The following is a 17,647-nucleotide window of genomic DNA, read 5'->3' as shown; positions in this document are numbered from 1 at the left end:
GCGGGAGCGGCCGGCCGGTGATCGCGGCCGCGCTGATCGGGATCCTCGCCGGGATCGCCGCCGGCCTGCTCGGGATCGGCGGCGGGATCCTGTTCGTTCCGGCGCTGACGATCTTCGCCGGCCTCGGGCACGTCGAGGCGGAGGCGACCTCGCTGCTGGCGATCGTGCCGGTCGCGCTCGTCGGCTCCTGGCGCCAGCGCCGCTACGGCAACCTCAGGCTCGAGGACGCCGCCGTGATGGGCGGACTGTCGGTCGCGGGTGCGGTCGGCGGCGTCGCGCTCGCCAACGTGCTGCCGGAGCGGGCGCTGAAGATCGGCTTCGCGCTGCTGATGCTCAACCTCGCCCGCCAGCTCGTCCAGCGCGGCCTCAGAGACCGCCGCGCGCGCCTGGAATCGCCCGCCTAGAGGAGACCTGTGTCATCCAGCTGCTGCTCAGCGACAGCTGGATGACAGAGGTCTCGCCCCTCAGCCGGTGTTGCGCATGCCGGCGGCGATGCCGGCGACCGTGTGCAGCAGCGGCGTGCGGGCGTCCTCGTCGTCGGCACGGGCGCGGCGCAGGAGGTCGACCTGCACGTGCGAGAGCGGGTCGATCCACGGGTTGCGGTGGGCGAGCCGCTTGCGCAGCGCCGGCTGGCCGCCGAGCAGGTGCGGGTTGCCGGTGATCTCCAGCACGCGTGCGACGAGCCGCTCGTGCTCGTCGCGGATCGGCGTCCACAGCTGCCTCGCGTCGGCGTCGGTCACGAGCTCGAAGTAGCGCTCGGCGACGCCGAGGTCGCTCTTGAACAGGGACATCTCCAGCATCGAGATGACCATCCGGAAGAAGGGCCAGTTCTCGCGCATCTCGCGCTGGAGCGCGAGGTCGCCCTCGGCCAGCGCGGTGCCGGCGCCGTACCACGCCGGCAGCAGCAGCCGGTTCTGCATCCACGCGAAGACCCACGGGATCGCGCGCAGCTCCTGCAGCCTGCGCGAGGCGCTGCGGGCCGCCGGACGCGAGCCGATGTTCAGCTCGGTCAGCTCGTCGAGCGGCGAGACCTGGTGCAGCAGCGCGTCGAAGCGCGGGTCCTCGTAGATCAGCGCCTGGTAGACGGAGCGGGAGGTGTCGGCAAGCCGCTGGGCCGCCTCGCGCCAGCGCGCCGGCGGCGGGTCCGGCGGCGCGAGCGTCGCCAGCACGACGCCCGAGAGCGTCTGCTCCAGCGCCCGCTGCGCCAGCTCCGGATGGGCGTAGCGCTGGGAGATCACCTCGCCCTGCTCGGTGATGCGGATGCGGCCGCGGATCGAGCCCGGCGGCTGCGCCAGGATCGCCCGGTGGCTCGGGCCGCCGCCGCGCGAGGTCGAGCCGCCGCGGCCGTGGAAGAAGCGCAGCCGCACGTCGTGGGCGTCGGCGCCGGCGATCAGCCGCTCCTGCGCGGCGTACAGCTCCCACTGCGAGGAGATGAAGCCGCCGTCCTTCGCCGAGTCGGAGTAGCCGAGCATGATCTCCTGGCGGCGGTCGCAGCCGTCGAGATGGCTGGCGTAGACGGGATCGGCGTAGAGCGCCTCCATCGTCGCCTCGCCGCCGCGCAGGTCGTCGACCGTCTCGAACAGCGGCACGATCGGCAGCGCGGCGAGGCCGTCGCGGCCGACGCCGGCGCGGCGCAGCAGGTAGAGCGCGCAGAGCACGTCGGAGGGCTGGCGGGCCATCGAGATGATGAGGCTGCCGAGCGCCCGCGGCCCGTGCTCGCGCATGCCCTGCGCGATCGCGGCGAACGACGCCAGCACCGGGTCCGATCTGTCGGCGCGCGGCGCTCTGAAGCCCTCCAGCGCCGGGATCGCGGCGGCCAGCAGCGCCTGGCGGCCAGCCTCGTCGGCCTGCTCGTAGCCGTCGATCAGGCGGCCGGTGGCGGCCTGCAGCGGGCGGACGCTCTCGCGCACGTCGAGCGCGGCGAGGTGGAATCCGAAGGTCCGCACCTGCACGAGCAGGCGGGCGATCTTGCCGGCGGCGACGCGCTGGGAGGAGAGCGAGTCGCGCACCAGCTCGAGGTCGGCGGCGAGCTGGTCGGGGTCGGTGTAGCCGCCCTGCTCGCGTCGTCGCGCGCGCTGGATCCGCGCCCCGATCAGGCCGAGCTTGCGGCGGAACGGCTCGTGCGGGTTGCGGCGGCGGCTGCCGACGTTCGGCAGCTCGGCCTCGTCGCGCTCGATCGAGGCCCGCAGCGCGGGGGAGAGGAAGACGTGGTCGTCGGCCTGCGAGAACTCGCGCGAGAGCGCGTCGATCCGTCTGTGCAGCAGCCGCAGCGCGGTCGTGCGGTGGAGGTGGAGCGTGCGGGCGACCGCCTGCGGGCCGACCTCGGGGTTGCCGTCCATGTCGCCGCCGGCCCACGAGCCGAAGCGGACGGCCGGCCGCAGCGGCGGCCACGGCACGTCGAAGCAGCGCGACAGCTCGGCCGCCAGCGGCGGGATCGCGTCGAACAGGACCCACTCGAAGAAGAACAGCGTGCGGCGGACCTCGTCCTCGACCAGCGGCCGCGCGCGGCGCACCTCGTCGGTCTGCCACCAGGTCGTCAGCACCTCCCGCAGCTCGTCCTCCAGCGCGCGGCGCCTGCTGGAGCCGGTGCGCGGGTCGTCGAGCTTCTCCATGATCTGCCAGATGCTCTGCTGGTGGTCGAAGATCGAGCGGCGGGTCGCCTCGGTCGGGTGGGCGGTCATCACCAGCCGCACGTCGAGCCGCTCGAGCGCCTCGGCGACGCGGGAGCGCGGCACCTGGCTGAGCTTGCCGGCGGTCGCCGCGAGCGACTCGCGCTGCGGCACGCTGGCGTCGGAGTCGTAGGCGCGGCGGCGGCGCAGCCGCTCCAGCTCCTCGGCGATGTTCGCCAGCTGGAGCTGCATCGAGCAGGCGCGCACGTACGGTCCAAGGCGGGCGGCAGGCTGGCCGCGCAGGAAGCTCAGCAGCTGCTCGCCCTGCTCGACGTCGCCGTCGCGCAGCGCGGCGGCGCTGTCGCGCAGCCAGAAGAGGCGTTCGCGGAAGGCGCGGCCGTTCTGCTCCTCGAGCACGTCTCCGAGCAGCGACTCCAGCAGCGCGGTGTCGCGGTCGAGCGCGCTGGGGTCGGCGGCGCGGGGGCTCGCGGCGGCCGGGGTGGAGGCGGAGGCGGGGACGGACATCTCGTATCCATTGTGGCGTGCTTGCGGTTGGAACAGTTGTTCCGTGCGTGAACGTGGTCGCATGGCGCGCCGCAGCGCTCAAGGTACGCCCGCGTCTGCCGAGATATGGAACGACTCAGTCGATCGCCGACGGCGGCGCGCGGCTGTCGCAACCGGTGTGTCGCAGATGAGGAGGACGGTCGAGGTGAAGGGCTTCCTTGGAATCCGCTGGACCGTCGGGCGCAAGCTGACGCTCGCGTTCGGCCTGATGGTCGCGCTCGTCGTCGTGATGGGCGTCGTCTCGTTCGCCAACCTCAGCTCGCTGGAGGGCAGCCACGACCGCGTCATGGCCGCTTCGGCCGCCGACCTCGACGCCGCCAGCGCGGCGCGCGTCGCCGAGCTGCAGGAGGACTTCGAGTCGACGCTGTCGACCTCGCGCACGCTGCTGTGGGTCGCGCTCACCTACGGCGTGCTGCTCGCCGTCGGCCTCGGCGTGTGGATCACGCTCGCGCTGCGGATGCGGGTGCGGCGCGTGCTGGCGCGGCTCCACCACCTGCGCGACGACTGCGTCACCGACCTCAACGCCGGCCTCGCCGCGATCGCGCGCGGCGACAACACCGTCGAGGTGGTGTCGACGACGAGGCCGATCGCGAGGGTCTCCAGCGACGAGATCGGCGAGATCCAGGTCGGCGTCAACGAGATCCTCGACAAGACCGTCACCTCGATCGCCGAGTACAACGCGATGCGCGAGGAGCTGCGCGCCGCGCTCGGCGACCGCTCCTGCCTGGAGCAGCTGACCGAGCGGCTGGCGAGCCTCGAGGCCGACTGCCTCAGCGACCTGGAGCGCGGGATGACCGCGATGGCCGCCGGCGACCTGACGGTCGACATATCGACCGTCGCCGAGCCGCTGCCGCCGAGCGACGGCGAGCGCGGCCGGCTGGCGACGATCTTCGACGGGATGTTGGAGCGCGCGCAGGCGTCGGTCGCCGCCTACGGCCAGATGCGCGGCAGACTGACGGCGATGCTCGGCGAGATCGCGCAGCAGTCCTCCAGCGTCTCCGCCGCCTCGCAGCAGATGGCGATGACCTCGGAGGAGGCCGGCCGCGCCGTCGGCGAGATCGCGCAGACGATCGGCGACGTCGCGCAGGGCGCCGAGCGCCAGGTCCGCTCGGTCGCCGAGGCGCGCCAGATGACCGAGGAGGTCGCCGCCGCCTCGGAGGTCAGCACCGGCCACGCGCAGGAGACCGCGACCGCCGCCGAGCAGGCGCGCGCGGTCGCCGACGAGGGCGCCGCCGCCGTCAGACGCGCGACCGACGCGATGCTCGCCGTGCGCGCCTCGACCGACGAGGCGACCAGCACGATCCGCGCGCTCGGCGAGAAGTCCGGCCAGATCGGCGGGATCGTCGCGACGATCACCGGGATCGCGGAGCAGACCAACCTGCTGGCGTTGAACGCGGCGATCGAGGCGGCGCGCGCCGGCGAGCAGGGCCGCGGCTTCGCCGTCGTCGCCGAGGAGGTCCGCAAGCTGGCGGAGGAGTCGCAGCGGGCGGCCTCGTCGATCGGCGGGCTGATCGAGGAGATCCAGCGCGAGACCGGCCGGGCCGTCGAGGTGGTAGAGCTCGGCTCGCGCGAGACCGAGGCCGGCGCGGCGACCTTCGAGCAGGCGCGCGCGTCGTTCGAGCGGATCGGCGGCGAGGTCGAGGACATGCACGGCCGCGTCGGCCAGATCGCGACGGCGATCGAGCAGATCGCCGCCTCGGCGCTGCGGATGCGCGAGAGCATGACGCAGGTCGCGTCGGTCGCGGAGGAGTCGTCGGCCTCCAGCGAGCAGGTCTCCGCCTCGACCGAGCAGACCTCCGCTTCCACACAGCAGATCGCCTCTTCCGCGCAGGCGCTCGCGCAGACCGCCGAGCAGCTCGACGCGCTCGTCGGCCAGTTCACGCTCGCACGCTGAGGTCCGGCCCACCGTGTGCGTCCCGGCGTCGCGGGTATCTCCATCGGCATGACCCGCGACGACGACAGAGACGACAGAGCCGGAGCCGGCAAGCCGGCGAGCGGCATCCCGGGCGGCGAGCCCGGCGCCAGAGGCGAGGACGACAAGGACACGCTGCCCGGCGCGCCCGGCGACAGCGACACCCCGCTCGGCGACACCGACCAGCACTCGGACGTGCCGTCGCAGTGAGCGGCGACCGCCGCCGGCGCAGGCGCGCCGGCGGCGGGTGAATTCACCGTCCTATATTAGGGCGACCGTGGGAGGCGACGCGACCGTCTGGGTGCCCGCGATGCTGAGTCTCGCGGGGCACAGTATGTCGCTGCCGGCCATTCTCAGCAGCTCCTGGGCGATCTCCCACGTGATCTCCCCCCACCGCAGCAGCAGGAAGATCAACCGCCAGTTGACCGGGCCGGCGTAGGTGCATGTGGTCGCACCCGGGAGCGTCCCTCTGAGCGTGAAGCTCACGATCGACGCGGTCGCGCCGAGCCCCGTTATGTTCGGTAGCGTCCCGGTGAACGAGTTGTACGCGAATGGACTCGGAACGCCGAAGGTCCCGCCGGTGATCCCGAGACCGGAGCAGCCGGTGATCGTTCCCGACGTGACGCTCCCGATCGTCGCGGCGGCGGTCTTCGCTATCGATCTGTTCGCCGTTATGTTGGTCGTGACGGTGCACGTTATGGTGCCGTTCATCGTCAGTCTGCCGCTGGCGGTGAGCGTGGTCGGGCTGACGCTCAACCCTCTGCTCGCGTGTGCCGACGACGCGAACAGCACCGACAGCGCGAGCAGCGCGGTGCTCAGCAATGCAAGTCGCGCGAGGCGCAGCATGGAACCTCCTCTGTTTGGATCGGCCTCTCGGGCCGCGTGGGCTCATGGCTCGTGCCGGCGCGCCGTGAACCGTCGGCTCCCCGAGCCGGCGGTTCCTGCAGGAGGCCCAACCTAACACACAGAAAAGTGGTTTTGGATTTCCTTCGAGTCACCGCGGGCGCCGGTTCGCGCGCTGCCGCGGCCGGTTTGCCGCGGCGGGGCGCGGGAAGAGGGCCGACATGGCGCAAGAGCCCGAAGATCCGCAGCTGGAGCGCAGCACCCGCAGCTTCCGTGACTCGGGCGGCGGGATCGTGCTCGTCGGCCTGGCGATCGCCGGGGTCGGCGGGCTGATCGCGCTGCTCGGCGCGCTCGTGAGCGACTGGCTGGTCGGCGTCGGCGCGATGGTCGCCACGCTCGGCGCCGTCGTCGTGGCCGTCGGCATCGTGCTGCTGCTGATCGCGCTCGTGACCAACCGGATGGCGCACCACCGGCCGTTCGCCTGAGCGGGCGGCGCGGCGCGAGCCGGCCGGTGGTCGGCTCGTGCGGCTGAGCGGCTGCGCCGACGTGCGAGCCGGTTGCCCGCGCGCTCGAAACGGCCGGCGGCGGGTAGGAGCTGGGCGATGGGCGAGCACACGTGGGACCCGGAGGGGTACGACGAGCTGATGCGGGCGGAGATCCCCGACTATCCGCTGCTGCAGGCCGAGCTGGTCGCCGCGACCGAGGGGATCGAGGTCGCGTCGGTGCTCGAGCTGGGAACCGGCACCGGACAGACGGCGCGGCGGCTGCTCGACGCACACCCCGAGGCCCACCTCGTCGGCATCGACGCCAGCGAGGCGATGCTGATGGCGGCCCGCTCGGCGCTGCTGGGGCGGCCGGCGTCGCTGCTCCCGGGCAGGCTGGAGGAGCCGCTGCCGGCAGGCCGCTTCGACCTCGTCGTCAGCGCGCTCGCCGTCCACCACCTCGACGGGCCCGGGAAGGCCGGCCTGTTCGCCCGGGTCGCCTGCGCGCTGCGGCCCGGCGGACGGTTCGCGCTCGCCGACGTCGTCGTGCCCGACGATCCCGCCGACGCCCGCATCCCGCTCGAGCCCGGCTACGACCTGCCGAGCACGGTCGCCGAGCAGCTCGGCTGGCTGCGCGCCGCCGGCCTCGCCGACGCCCGCGTCACCTGGCGGCGCGGCGACCTCGCGGTGCTCGCCGCCGATCGGCCGCCGGAGGGCTGAGCGGGCGCGCCGCGGCTCAGCCGGCCGCGGCCGCGGCGGCGGCGGCGACGGCGACGGCGGGCGGCCGGTCGTCGTGGAGCGCCCGCGCGGCTCAGCCGGCCGCGGCCGCGGCGGCGAGCCGGTCGGCGAGGCGCGCGAGCTCGTCGCGCAGCTCGGGCGGGCCGATCACGCGCAGCGGGGCGCCGAGGCCGGCGAGCAGGCGCGCCATCCCGTCGAGCCGCTCGGCGCGGGCGCGCAGCAGGACGCCGTCCTCGCGCGGCTCCAGCTCGGCGGCGTGCGGCGGCAGCTGCGCGCGCAGCTCGGCCAGCGACGCGTCGAGCACGACCTCGACCTCCCATCTCCACGGCACGCGCGCGAGCGCCCGCGCGACGGCGGCGACCGGGTCGAAGCCGGCCGGCGGCGGGGCCGCTCTGCGCAGCAGTCGGACGCTCGCGATCCGGTCGAGCCGCAGCGTCCGCAGCGCGTCGCGCCCGTGGTCGTGGGCGGAGAGGTACCAGCGGCCGTGGTGGAAGACGATCCCGTACGGATCGAGCTGCCGCGTCGAGCGGCTGCCGGCACGATCGGCGTAGGCGATCTCGACCCGCCGCTCGCGCGCGATCGCGTCGGCGAGCGCGAGCACGGTCTCGGTCGCGGGCGGCGCGGGCACGCCAGCCGGCGGCGCGGGCGCGGGCGTGCGTGCGGGCGGCGGGGCAGCGGCGCGCTCGTCGCGGATCGCGGGCGGCGTCGGTTCGCCGCGCCGCTGGCTGAAGCCGAGCGCCGCCTCCAACGCCCGCACCCGCTCGCGCAGCTCGGCCGGCAGCACGCGGCGGACCTTCTCCAGCGCGCCGTCGACGGCGGGAGCGGCGGTTGCGAGCCCATCGCGGCGGGCGGCGAGCAGGCCGAGCACGACGGCCGTCGCCTCGTCGTCGCTCAGCATCAGCGGCGGCAGCTTCCAGCCCGGCGCGAGCCGGTAGCCGCCGTTGCGGCCGCGGTCGGCGTCGACTGGGAGGCCGAGCTCCTCGAGCTTGGCGACGTAGCGGCGGACGGTGCGCAGGTCGACGCCGAGCCGCGCGGCCAGCTCCGGCCCGCTCACGCGGCCGCGGTCCTGCAGCAGCTCGAGCAGCTCCAGCACCCGTGTGGTCGGTCGCGACATGCCGACAAGGAAATCACGAAATGAGGGCGGAAAGCGCCCTGATTCGGTCGTAGCCTCCGCTCCATGCCCGCATCGACCACCGACGAAGGAGCTTCCGCCATGGCCACGATCGTGCTCGTCCCCGGCGCCTGCCTCGGCGCCTGGGCCTGGTCCCGCGCCACCCCGCTGCTGCAGGAGGCCGGCCACGACGTCCGCCCCGTCACGCTGACCGGCCTCGGCCGCGACGAGCCGGCCGCGGCGGCGCGCGCCGACCTCTCGACTCACGTCGCCGACCTCGTCGACCTGCTCGAGCGCGACGACCTGCGCGACGTCGTGCTCGTCGGCCACTCCTTCTCCGGCCTGGCGATCAGCGGCGCCGCCGCCGCGGCGCCGGAGCGGATCGCGCGGCTGGTCTACCTCGACGCGACGCTCCCGGTCGACGGCCGCTCGGCCTTCGACGCCGCCGGCCCCGAGTTCGAGCAGGCGATCCTCGCCGCGGTCGCCGCCGGCGGCGACCCCGACCGCGTGCCGTGGTTCGCCGACGAGCAGCTCGACGCCTACTACGCCGGCCACGAGCTGACCGCCGCGGATCGCGAGTGGATCCGCGCCGAGACGCCCGGCCATCCGCTCGCGACCTTCCGCGAGCCGCTCGACGGCGTCGAGGCCGCCGGCGGCGTCGAGCGGACCTACGTCACCTGCCTCAGACGGGCCTTCCCGTCGCCGATCGGCGACGACACGCCCGGCTGGGAGCACGCGACGCTCGACGCCGGCCACTGGCCGATGATCTCGCGCCCGCGTGAGACCGCGGCGCTGCTCGACGCCCTCGCCCGCGCCCGTTAAAAGGGGCCGGCCGGGCTCAGCGCCCGGCCGGTTGCCCCCGGTCAGAGATCACCACTCACTACAAACGTCCCAGGACTTGTGTCGATTGCCTGGGCAACTGGACACTCCCGACCTCCGGGCGCTGGACCGCCGGCCACGAGGACCGTCGGCGCGACCCGGACGGGCCTCCAAGGAGGCCCCGGCCGAGTGGGCGATCCGCCGGAGGAACCACTCTAGCGGCATCGGCGCGAGCACGGTCGGCGCGTCCCCGCGCGCGCCCCGGAGCGCCCCCTCAGTCGACCTCGGCCGACTCGGCCCACAGGTTGACGCCGGCCTCGGTCGTGCGGTCCTCGATCTCCTGCAGCTCCTCGGCGGAGAACTCCAGCCGCTCCAGCGCGCCAAGGTTGTCCTCGAGCTGCGCGACGCTGCTGGCGCCGACGAGCGTCGAGGTGACGCGCGGATCGCGCAGCGTCCACGCCAGCGCCATCTGCGCCAGCGACTGGCCGCGCCGCTTCGCGATCTCGTTCAGCGCGCGGATGTGCCTCAGCGTCCGCTCGGTCAGCCACGCCGGGTCGAGCGACGTTCTCCTCGCCGCGCGCGAGTCGGCCGGGATGCCGTTGAGGTAGCGGTCGGTCAGCATCCCCTGCGCCAGCGGGGTGAAGACGATCGCGCCGACGCCCTGCTCGCCGAGCACGTCGAGCAGCCCTCTCTCGATCCAGCGGTTGAGCAGCGAGTACGACGGCTGGTGGATCAGCAGCGGGGTGCCGAGCTCGCGCAGGATCCGGATCGCCTCCAACGTCCGCGACGAGCCGTAGGAGGAGATCCCGACGTAGAGCGCCTTGCCCTGCTGCACCGCGCTGTGCAGGGCGCCCATCGTCTCCTCCAGCGGCGTGTCGGGGTCGAAGCGGTGGGAGTAGAAGATGTCGACGTAGTCGAGCCCCATCCGTCTCAGCGACTGGTCCAGCGACGCCAGCAGGTACTTGCGCGAGCCGAACTCGCCGTAGGGGCCGGGCCACATGTCCCAGCCGGCCTTCGTCGAGACGATCAGCTCGTCGCGGTAGGGGCGCAGGTCCTCGGCCATCAGGCGGCCGAAGTTGGCCTCCGCGCTGCCGTATGGCGGGCCGTAGTTGTTGGCGAGGTCGAAGTGGGTGACGCCGAGGTCGAAGGCGCGCCGCACGATCGCGCGCTGGGTGTCGATCGGCCGGTCGTCGCCGAAGTTGTGCCACAGGCCGAGCGAGATCGCCGGCAGCAGCAGGCCGCTGCGCCCGCAGCGGCGGTACGGCATCGACGTCTCGTAGCGGTCGGCCGCGGCCGAGTAGGGCGGAGGCGTGGGCATGCGCTCATCCTTCCACGGCTACGGCAGCCTGACGCTTCGACGCGCACGCGCGTGCAGCAGCAGCCGCACCGCGTACGGGGCGAGCAGGACCATCACGAGCAGCCGCAGGCTCTGGACCGCGACGACGAAGGTCGTGTCGGCGCCGGTGCCGACGGCGGCGGCGAGCACCGCGTAGAGGCCGCCGGGGGTCGTCGCGAGGTAGGCGTCGAGCAGCGAGGCGTGGCTGGTCGCGTGCAGGACGACGGCGAGCGCGAAGCAGGCCGCGACGAGCGCGACGACCGACAGCACGACCGGCAGCAGCAGCCGCCCGAGCTGGCGGACGGTCGCGACCGTGAAGCCGAGGCCGACCTGCAGGCCGATCACCGCGAAGCCGGCCTCGCGCAGCAGCGGCGGCACCGCGAGGCTGCCGTCGGGGAGCGCGAGCGTCAGCCCGGCGGCGACCAGCAGCGGGCCGAGCAGCACGCCGGCCGGCATCCGCGCGAGACGGCCGGCGAGCGCGCCGACGGCGGCGACGGCGGCCGTCGCCGCCCAGTCGCCGGCGGAGCCGAGGAAGGGGCCGTTCCCGACGACGGCCGGCGCCTCGCCGTGGGCGCCGGGGAAGAAGATCGCGACCAGCAGCGGCGTCGCGAGCACGATCAGCAGCACGCGCGCGTACTGCATGAACGCGACGATGCGGTCGTCGGCGCCGAGGTCGCGCGCCATCGTGACGATCCCGGAGGCGCCGCCGGCGACCATCCCGAGCGCGGCGGTCGGCTCGTCGACCTCGGTGACGCGCGCCATCACGTGGCCGGCGAGCAGGCTCAGCAGCAGCGTCGCGGCGCTCACGAGCGCGACCGGCAGCCAGACGTCCGCGAGCGCCGACAGCGACTCCGACTGCAGGTAGCAGCCGAGCGTGACGCCGGTCACCGCCTGCGCGACGGCGAACGGAGCCGCGCCGACCGCCAGCCGGCCGGGGCGGCGCAGCGCGACGAGCAGGCCGACGACCAGCGCGGCGAACAGCGTCGCGGAGGGCAGTCCGGCGCGGTCGAGCGCGACCGCCGCCAGGACGGTGACCGCGCCGAGCGCGAGCCATGCGGCGGTGCGCGGCATCGCTCGAACCTAGCGCGGCCGGGGCCGGCCCCGCCGCGCGGGGGCGGGCCCGGCGCGGCGGGGCTACGGCGTGATCTTGTCGACCGCTCTGGCGACGGCGCCGCGGTCGTCGGAGGAGGCCATCTCGGCGGTCGGTCTGGCGGGCAGCCCGGCCAGTCTGCGCAGTCTCTGGGCGATCTCCATGATCTCCTCGGGCGCGTAGTCGGGCGCGAAGACGGCCGGCTGGGAGGGGAGGTCGCGCGGCAGCTCGCCCTCGGGCGGCCCGTCGGCGACGACCAGCTCCTCGCCGGTCTCCGGGTGGGGTCCGTTGAAGACCGCCGCGATCTCGGTGTAGTCGCTCGGCGAGAAGCGGTAGAGCGTCACGTGCGATCTGCGATCGAGGTGCGGTCTGCACTCGGGGATCTTCTCGGTCGGGATCCGCGGCGTCGGGAACAGCTTCGAGAGGTCGGCGCCGGTCAGCCGCTCGAGCGCGCGGGCATAGGCGACCTGGTGGACGCCGCCGCGCACGAGCAGGTAGCCGGTCAGCGCCCGCGCCGCCGGGTGGTCGACCATCTCGTAGACGCGCAGCTTGCCGCTGCGCGCTCCGGTCTCGAGGAAGAAGTTGTGCGTCAGGTCCTCGATCAGGTCGCCGGAGGAGAAGACGTTGTCGCCGGTCCACGGTCTGCCCATCGAGTCGGCCGGCAGCGCGCCCTGGCCGCCGAAGAGGTAGTGCTGGGAGTTGCGCGCGCCCTTGTTCTGTCTCAGCGGGTCGCCGGGGCCGCTGCCGTTGCCGAGATGGGCGTCGGTCGTCGGCGAGGCGCCGGTCAGCATCGTGTTGATCGTCATCGCGACGAGCTCGATGTGGCCGAACTCCTCGGCGGAGATGTTCGCGATCAGGTCGTAGAACGGCCGCGTGCCCTGCTTGTTGCGGTAGTTGAACGACTGGAACGTGTAGTTCATGAACGTCGACATCTCGCCGTATCTGCCGCCCATCAGCTCCTGGACGGCGGCGGCGCCGTCGGGGTCGGGATCGCTCGGTGGCGGCAGCAGCGTGCCGATCCGCTCGTAGCGGAGGATCATGGCGGTCTCCTTCGGATGTGAGACGGAGCGCTGTCGCTACCCGCTCGCGCGTGGCTCAACCGGCCGATCCGGGCTCGCCGGCGATCGGGCTTCAGGCGGTCGGAGCGCGGCCGATCTATCGGGTTGTCGCCCCACCCGGAGAAGGATGTGCTGTGAGGTTCACCGTGAGGATGAAGCTGCTGAGCGGCTTCCTGGTCGTCATCGGCCTGATGGTCGTCGTCGGAGTCGTCGCGATCTCGCGCATGGGCGCGGTCAACGACAACGTCAAGCGCTTCGGCTCCGACGTGGTCCCGAGCATGCAGGCCGTCGGCTCGATCAACGCCTACGTCTTCGTCTACCGCTCCGACCAGCTCAACTACATCATCGCCACGCCCGCGGAGCGGGCGAGACTGGCCGGCTCGCTGACGTCGAGCGTCGAGGCGATCGCCAGAGGCGTCGCGACGATGCGCAGAACGGCCGACCGCGCCGACGAGGCCGCGATCGGCCGCTTCGAGGAGGCGTGGAACGCCTACGTCAGAGCGACCGACCGCTACTCCGCGCTCGCCGACAGAAACGACTACACGGGCGCGCTGAACCTGATCAAGAGAGGCGCCGGCGGCGAGGCGTTCGCGGACGTCTCCGCCCAGCTCGTGACGCTCAACGAGAGACTGCAGAGAGGCTCGCAGGGGCAGGTCGACGAGGCCGCCTCGACCGTCGAGTCCGGCCGCACGACGATCTTCGCGCTGCTGCTCGGCGCCGCGCTGATCGCGATCGGCATCGCGCTCGTCGCCGCGCGGGCGATCGTCGGCGGCGTGCGCCAGCTCGTCGCCGCGGCGCGCGGGATCGCGAAGGGCGACGTGGCGCAGCGGGTCGAGATCAGATCGCGCGACGAGCTCGGGGAGGCGGGGGAGGCCTTCCGCGAGATGGTCGCCTACCTGGAGGAGACGGCCGTCGCGGCGAGCGCGATCGCCGCCGGCGACCTCGCCGTCGCCGTCGAGCCGAAGTCCGACACGGACGCGCTCGGCCACGCCTTCGCCGAGATGAGCGCCCGGCTGCGCGCGGCGCTCGGCGACCAGTCGTGCCTGGAGCAGCTGGTCGAGCGGATGGAGACGCTCAGCGCCCACGACCTCGCCGCGCTGGAGGCGGCGCTCGCCGCCGTGGCGCGCGGCGACCTGACCGTCGCGGCGCCGACGAGCACCGAGCCGCTCGCGGCCGACGACGGCCGCGCGATCGGCCGCCTCGCCGAGATCTTCAACGCGATGCTCGAGCAGCTGCGACGGTCGGTCGACGGCTACGACGAGATGCGCCGCAGAGTCGCCGCGATGCTCCATCAGATCTCGCAGGAGACCCAGGCGGTCGCCGCCGCATCGCAGCAGATGGCGACGACCTCGGAGGAGACCGGGCGCGCGATCGGCGAGATCGCCTCCGCGGTCGGCGAGGTCGCGGCCGGCGCCGAGCGCCAGGTCCGCACCGTCGGCGAGGCGCGCGAGACCGGCGAGGCGGTGCTCGCCGCCGCGCGCACGTCGAGCGACAACGCCGAGCAGACGGCGCGCGCCGCCGAGCAGGCGCGCGCGGTCGCCGACGAGGGCGCCGAGACGATCGGCCGCGCGACCGCCGGCATGCAGGCGCTCGTCGAGGTCTCGGCCTCGGTCACCGAGGCGATGCGCGGGCTCGGCGCGAAGTCCGACCAGATCGGCGGCATCGTCTCGACGATCACCGGCATCGCCGAGCAGACCAACCTGCTCGCGCTCAACGCCGCGATCGAGGCGGCGCGCGCCGGGGAGCAGGGCCGCGGCTTCGCCGTCGTCGCCGAGGAGGTCCGCAAGCTCGCCGAGGAGTCCCAGCAGGCGGCCAGCTCGATCTCCGGCCTCGTCGAGGAGATCCAGCGCGACACCGGCGCGGCGGTCGCGGCGGTCGACGCCGGCGGCGGCCAGATCGAGGAGGGCGTGCAGACGGTCGAGGCGGCGCGCGAGTCGTTCCTGCGGATCGGCGCGAGCGTCGAGGACATGAACGCCCGCGTCGGCGAGATCGCCGCGGCGGTCGGCGAGATCTCCGAGCGCGCCGGCCGGATGGGCGACAACATGGCCGAGGTCGTCTCGGTCGCCGAGCAGTCGTCGGCGTCGACCGAGCAGGTCTCCGCCTCGACGGAGCAGACCTCCGCATCCAGCCAGGAGGTCGCCGCCTCCGCGCAGGAGCTGGCGAGAACGGCCGAGGAGCTGGAGCGGCTGGTCGGGCAGTTCACGCTCGAACGCTGAGCCGCGGCTCCGGCGCCGCTCGGGCGGCGCCGGGGCTCAGCCCGGCTGCCGCGCCCACTGCTCGGCCAGCCGCACGACGGTCGCCGCCGCGGCGGCCATCTCCTGCAGCGACGCCCACTCGCGCACCGAGTGGTATTCGTGGCCGCCGGTGAAGAGGTTGGGCGTCGGCAGGCCGCGCGCGCTCAGCAGCGACCCGTCGGTGCCGCCGCGGATCGGCGTGCGGACCGGCTCGATCCCCTCGGCCCGCAGCGCCGCCTCGGCGTGCGCGACGACCTCGGGCACGTCGCCGAGGTGGTCGCGCATGTTCGGGTACTGGGCTCTGACGTCGAGCGTCCACGTCGCGCGCGGCTCCCGTCCCAGCACCTCCGCGGCCGTGCTCCGCAGCAGCGCGACGTGCCGCTCGAGCAGCGCGTCCTCGAAGTCGCGGACGATGAAGCTCACCTCCGCGCGGGCCGGCGTCGCCTCGATCTCGTGCGGGTGGATGAAGCCGTCGCGGCCGCTGGTCGTCTCGGGCGTGAGCGTGTCGGCGGGGAGGGCGGCGAGCACCTGCGCGGCCAGCCGCGCCGCGTTGACCATCTTGCCGGTCGCGAAGCCGGGGTGGACCTCGATCCCCTCGATCGTCAGGACCGCCTCGGCGGCGGTGAAGGTCTCGTCCTGCAGCTCGCCGAGCTCGGAGCCGTCGAGCGTGTAGGCGCAGCGGGCGCCGAACCGCTCGACGTCGAAGTGGATCCCGCCCTGGCCGATCTCCTCGTCGCAGGTGAAGGCGACCCGCAGCGTCGGGCGCGGCAGGTCGGGGTTGGCCGCGAGGTGGGCGATCGCGGTCATGATCTCGGCGACGCCGGCCTTGTCGTCGGCGCCGAGCAGGGTGTCGCCGCTGGAGGTGACGATGTCGTGCCCGACGGCCGCCCGCAGCTCGGGCATCGTGGACGGGTCGAGCACCGTGCCGCCGCGCGGCAGCTCCAGCGCGCCGCCGTCGTAGCCGCGGTGGACGAGCGGCTCGACGCCGGCGCCGGGCGCGTCGGGGCTCGTGTCGACGTGGGCGATCAGCCCGACGACCGGCGCCCGCGCGGGATCGTCGCCGCCGCCGACTCCGTTGCCCGGCAGCGTCGCCATCACGTAGCCGCCGTCGTCGAGCGCGGCGTCGGAGAGGCCGAGCGCCAGCAGCTCCTCGACGAGCATCCGGCTCAGCTCCAGCTGGCCCGGCGTGCTCGGGTGGGTGCCGCTGTCGCGCGAGGACTGGGTGTCGACGCGGACGTAGCGGAGGAAGCGGTCGAGCAGGCCGGGCGCGAGCCGCTCGGCGAGGGGGGAGCTGTAGGACGCCATGTCGGGGCAGCCTACCCGCGGCTCCTACACTGACCCGCGAGATGGCGAAGGCGTTCAAGCACGGGGCGAGAGTCAAGCCGAAGAAGAAGTGCTGCAAGTCCAAGCCTCGCTGCAAGCGCTGCCCGGTCGTGCTCAAGCGCCTCTCCCAGCGCGGCTTCGCCGAGCGCCGCGAGGACGGCAGCTACGTGATGATCGACGTCGTCGCCAAGAAGGAGCTGAAGGCGGCGCGGAGATAGCCCGCGCCGCCTCGCAGCGTCAGCCGGCCGGCGGCGCCTCGACGACGGCGATGTGGTTGCCGTCGGGGTCGCGCATCATGAACAGCAGCGGCGCGCCGGGGGCGCTCATCGGCTCGTCGACGTCGACGCCGAGCGCCTTGAGCCGCGCGTGCTCGCCGTGCACGTCGCGCGTCTCGACGCCGATCGAGCTACCGCCGGGCGTCTCGCCGCCCATCGGCGGGTTGAGCGCCAGGCGGGCGGTCGAGCCGGGCGGCGCGACCTCGAGCCAGCGCATCTCGCCGTTCTCGCCGAAGCGGGTGTCCCCGCGCAGCTCGTAGCCGAGCTTCTCGGTGTAGAACGCGAGCGCCGCGTCCTGGTCGGCGACGGTGAACATCGCGACGACGATGTTCGTGACGGTGGTGGGGGCCTGTATGGAATCGCTCATGTCGTTGAGACCGTCCCCGCCGCCGGAAATCATCGCGCGCCGGCGCCGGATTCGAGGCCGGCCTCCTCCAGCCGCGGAAGCGCTGGAGGAGGGACCCGGCCGCGGCCGGCGCCGATCAGCGGCCGTCGCGGAGCGTGAAGAAGAGGACGGCGGTCGCGAGCGCGGCGACCGGGGCGACGAGCACGTTGACCGCCCACTGGACGAGCACGCGCAGGACGTCGCCGCCGAGCGCGCCGATCGCCGCGCCGACGATGCCGACGCCGATCATCAGCGCCCAGACGATCACGATCACGCCGAAGACGTTCCAGCCGTTGCCCCTGACCAGCTCGCGGCTGCGGCCGAGCGCCGCGAAGACGCCCTTGCCCTCCAGCACGACCGCCGGCGCGGAGACGGCCCAGATCGTCAGCAGGAAGAGGCCGGGGATTATCAGCAGGACCAGCCCGATCGCGACCGAGATGCCGACGACGATCGCCAGCAGGAAGAGCGGCAGCGCTACCGGCGCGACGCTCCTGAACAGCTCGCCGACCGACGAGTCGAGCGCGCCGTCGCGCACGTCGTCGACCAGTCTCACGACCATCCCCTGGTAGAAGATCGTGGCGATCGCGCCGATCGCGCCGGCGAGCGCCGCCAGCAGCCCGTCGTCGAAGACGAGGTTGGCGACGGCGACGATCGCGAAGACGGCGATCGCGGCCGGGATCAGCGCGCCGGCGTGATCCCTGTAGATCGTGAGGGCGCGGCCGACGACGTCGGTGGGGCTGAACGTGCTCATGAGCCGGTTATCGGTCAGACGACGCCGCGACTAAACGGGAGATTCCCTCGCCTGGCGCCGCGCGCTCGGCGGCTGACCGCGCCGGCCGGCGGCGGTCCGCGCGTCGCGGCGACGCAC

At 73.8% G+C, this 17,647-nt stretch carries 17 protein-coding genes; 8 read left to right on the top strand and 9 right to left on the bottom strand.

Going from position 1 to position 17,647, the window contains the following annotated elements; genetic code table 11:
* Positions 1–17 precede the first annotated feature (17 nt).
* Positions 18–404, top strand: coding sequence for a TSUP family transporter (locus BDZ31_RS15655; RefSeq protein WP_183343276.1), 387 nt, complete (start codon positions 18–20; stop codon positions 402–404).
* 60 nt (positions 405–464) lie between these two features.
* Here BDZ31_RS15655 and ppc read toward each other — a convergent pair whose 3' ends face one another.
* On the bottom strand, positions 465–3,134 hold the full coding sequence (gene ppc / locus BDZ31_RS15650) for a phosphoenolpyruvate carboxylase (protein WP_183343275.1): 2,670 nt from the start codon (positions 3,132–3,134) through the stop codon (positions 465–467).
* 166 nt (positions 3,135–3,300) lie between these two features.
* Between ppc and BDZ31_RS15645 the strand changes: the two genes are divergently transcribed.
* Together BDZ31_RS15645 and BDZ31_RS15640 are read left to right on the top strand one after the other, a co-directional pair.
* Positions 3,301–5,067, top strand: coding sequence for a methyl-accepting chemotaxis protein (locus tag BDZ31_RS15645; protein ID WP_221243099.1), 1,767 nt, complete (start codon positions 3,301–3,303; stop codon positions 5,065–5,067).
* A gap of 48 nt (positions 5,068–5,115) precedes the next feature.
* Complete coding sequence (locus BDZ31_RS15640) at positions 5,116–5,295, top strand: hypothetical protein (protein WP_183343274.1); 180 nt, start codon at positions 5,116–5,118, stop codon at positions 5,293–5,295.
* 51 nt (positions 5,296–5,346) lie between these two features.
* Here the strand turns inward: BDZ31_RS15640 and BDZ31_RS15635 are convergent, their stop codons facing one another.
* Positions 5,347–5,931 (bottom strand): hypothetical protein, encoded by a 585-nt coding sequence (locus BDZ31_RS15635; protein ID WP_183343273.1) that lies wholly within the window; start codon positions 5,929–5,931, stop codon positions 5,347–5,349.
* Between the two features lie 218 nt (positions 5,932–6,149).
* Here BDZ31_RS15635 and BDZ31_RS15630 point away from each other — a divergent pair, with 218 nt between their 5' ends.
* On the top strand, positions 6,150–6,413 hold the full coding sequence (locus tag BDZ31_RS15630; RefSeq protein ID WP_183343272.1) for a hypothetical protein: 264 nt from the start codon (positions 6,150–6,152) through the stop codon (positions 6,411–6,413).
* 117 nt (positions 6,414–6,530) lie between these two features.
* Positions 6,531–7,130, top strand: a complete 600-nt coding sequence (locus BDZ31_RS15625) for a methyltransferase domain-containing protein (RefSeq protein WP_183343271.1) — start codon at positions 6,531–6,533, stop codon at positions 7,128–7,130.
* A gap of 91 nt (positions 7,131–7,221) precedes the next feature.
* Here BDZ31_RS15625 and BDZ31_RS15620 read toward each other — a convergent pair whose 3' ends face one another.
* On the bottom strand, positions 7,222–8,262 hold the full coding sequence (locus BDZ31_RS15620) for a helix-turn-helix transcriptional regulator (RefSeq protein ID WP_183343270.1): 1,041 nt from the start codon (positions 8,260–8,262) through the stop codon (positions 7,222–7,224).
* 99 nt (positions 8,263–8,361) lie between these two features.
* On the opposite strand from BDZ31_RS15620, the gene BDZ31_RS15615 reads away from it, so the two are divergent.
* Positions 8,362–9,081: an alpha/beta fold hydrolase gene (locus tag BDZ31_RS15615; protein WP_183343269.1), complete on the top strand. Its 720-nt coding sequence runs from the start codon at positions 8,362–8,364 to the stop codon at positions 9,079–9,081.
* 271 nt (positions 9,082–9,352) lie between these two features.
* Here BDZ31_RS15615 and mgrA read toward each other — a convergent pair whose 3' ends face one another.
* The 3 genes from mgrA to BDZ31_RS15600 form a co-directional block, all read right to left on the bottom strand.
* Positions 9,353–10,396: an L-glyceraldehyde 3-phosphate reductase gene (gene mgrA, locus BDZ31_RS15610; protein ID WP_183343268.1), complete on the bottom strand. Its 1,044-nt coding sequence runs from the start codon at positions 10,394–10,396 to the stop codon at positions 9,353–9,355.
* A gap of 18 nt (positions 10,397–10,414) precedes the next feature.
* The gene (locus BDZ31_RS15605) at positions 10,415–11,485 is read right to left on the bottom strand and encodes an AbrB family transcriptional regulator (protein WP_183343267.1); all 1,071 of its coding nucleotides are present in this window, start codon (positions 11,483–11,485) and stop codon (positions 10,415–10,417) included.
* A 63-nt stretch (positions 11,486–11,548) separates the two neighbouring features.
* Positions 11,549–12,544, bottom strand: coding sequence for a manganese catalase family protein (locus tag BDZ31_RS15600; protein ID WP_183343266.1), 996 nt, complete (start codon positions 12,542–12,544; stop codon positions 11,549–11,551).
* Between the two features lie 170 nt (positions 12,545–12,714).
* Here BDZ31_RS15600 and BDZ31_RS15595 point away from each other — a divergent pair, with 170 nt between their 5' ends.
* Complete coding sequence (locus BDZ31_RS15595) at positions 12,715–14,778, top strand: HAMP domain-containing methyl-accepting chemotaxis protein (RefSeq protein WP_221243097.1); 2,064 nt, start codon at positions 12,715–12,717, stop codon at positions 14,776–14,778.
* Between the two features lie 36 nt (positions 14,779–14,814).
* On the opposite strand, the gene pepT is transcribed toward BDZ31_RS15595, so the two are convergent.
* Complete coding sequence (gene pepT / locus BDZ31_RS15590) at positions 14,815–16,101, bottom strand: peptidase T (RefSeq protein ID WP_183343264.1); 1,287 nt, start codon at positions 16,099–16,101, stop codon at positions 14,815–14,817.
* Positions 16,102–16,142: 41 nt separating this feature from the next.
* Between pepT and BDZ31_RS15585 the strand changes: the two genes are divergently transcribed.
* Positions 16,143–16,337: a hypothetical protein gene (locus BDZ31_RS15585; RefSeq protein ID WP_183343263.1), complete on the top strand. Its 195-nt coding sequence runs from the start codon at positions 16,143–16,145 to the stop codon at positions 16,335–16,337.
* Between the two features lie 19 nt (positions 16,338–16,356).
* Here the strand turns inward: BDZ31_RS15585 and BDZ31_RS15580 are convergent, their stop codons facing one another.
* Together BDZ31_RS15580 and BDZ31_RS15575 are read right to left on the bottom strand one after the other, a co-directional pair.
* Complete coding sequence (locus BDZ31_RS15580) at positions 16,357–16,761, bottom strand: VOC family protein (RefSeq protein ID WP_183343262.1); 405 nt, start codon at positions 16,759–16,761, stop codon at positions 16,357–16,359.
* A 115-nt stretch (positions 16,762–16,876) separates the two neighbouring features.
* Positions 16,877–17,530: a hypothetical protein gene (locus BDZ31_RS15575; RefSeq protein ID WP_183343261.1), complete on the bottom strand. Its 654-nt coding sequence runs from the start codon at positions 17,528–17,530 to the stop codon at positions 16,877–16,879.
* Positions 17,531–17,647: the final 117 nt, after the last annotated feature.

Origin of the sequence: Conexibacter arvalis (assembly GCF_014199525.1) — a bacterium.
GTDB classification, from domain to species: Bacteria; Actinomycetota; Thermoleophilia; order Solirubrobacterales; family Solirubrobacteraceae; genus Conexibacter; species Conexibacter arvalis.
The sequence above is the reverse complement of the archived record's forward strand: the minus strand, read 5'-3'. Positions and strand labels throughout refer to the sequence as shown.

Coding starts and splice junctions, on each gene's coding strand:
- ppc (WP_183343275.1), bottom strand. CDS start 3,134: ATGTCCGTCCCCGCCTCCGCCTCCACCCCGGCCGCCGCGAGCCCCCGC.
- BDZ31_RS15645 (WP_221243099.1), top strand. CDS start 3,301: ATGAGGAGGACGGTCGAGGTGAAGGGCTTCCTTGGAATCCGCTGGACC.
- BDZ31_RS15640 (WP_183343274.1), top strand. CDS start 5,116: ATGACCCGCGACGACGACAGAGACGACAGAGCCGGAGCCGGCAAGCCG.
- BDZ31_RS15635 (WP_183343273.1), bottom strand. CDS start 5,931: ATGCTGCGCCTCGCGCGACTTGCATTGCTGAGCACCGCGCTGCTCGCG.
- BDZ31_RS15630 (WP_183343272.1), top strand. CDS start 6,150: ATGGCGCAAGAGCCCGAAGATCCGCAGCTGGAGCGCAGCACCCGCAGC.
- BDZ31_RS15625 (WP_183343271.1), top strand. CDS start 6,531: ATGGGCGAGCACACGTGGGACCCGGAGGGGTACGACGAGCTGATGCGG.
- BDZ31_RS15620 (WP_183343270.1), bottom strand. CDS start 8,262: ATGTCGCGACCGACCACACGGGTGCTGGAGCTGCTCGAGCTGCTGCAG.
- BDZ31_RS15615 (WP_183343269.1), top strand. CDS start 8,362: ATGGCCACGATCGTGCTCGTCCCCGGCGCCTGCCTCGGCGCCTGGGCC.
- mgrA (WP_183343268.1), bottom strand. CDS start 10,396: ATGCCCACGCCTCCGCCCTACTCGGCCGCGGCCGACCGCTACGAGACG.
- BDZ31_RS15605 (WP_183343267.1), bottom strand. CDS start 11,485: ATGCCGCGCACCGCCGCATGGCTCGCGCTCGGCGCGGTCACCGTCCTG.
- BDZ31_RS15600 (WP_183343266.1), bottom strand. CDS start 12,544: ATGATCCTCCGCTACGAGCGGATCGGCACGCTGCTGCCGCCACCGAGC.
- BDZ31_RS15595 (WP_221243097.1), top strand. CDS start 12,715: ATGAAGCTGCTGAGCGGCTTCCTGGTCGTCATCGGCCTGATGGTCGTC.
- pepT (WP_183343264.1), bottom strand. CDS start 16,101: ATGGCGTCCTACAGCTCCCCCCTCGCCGAGCGGCTCGCGCCCGGCCTG.
- BDZ31_RS15585 (WP_183343263.1), top strand. CDS start 16,143: ATGGCGAAGGCGTTCAAGCACGGGGCGAGAGTCAAGCCGAAGAAGAAG.
- BDZ31_RS15580 (WP_183343262.1), bottom strand. CDS start 16,761: ATGAGCGATTCCATACAGGCCCCCACCACCGTCACGAACATCGTCGTC.
- BDZ31_RS15575 (WP_183343261.1), bottom strand. CDS start 17,530: ATGAGCACGTTCAGCCCCACCGACGTCGTCGGCCGCGCCCTCACGATC.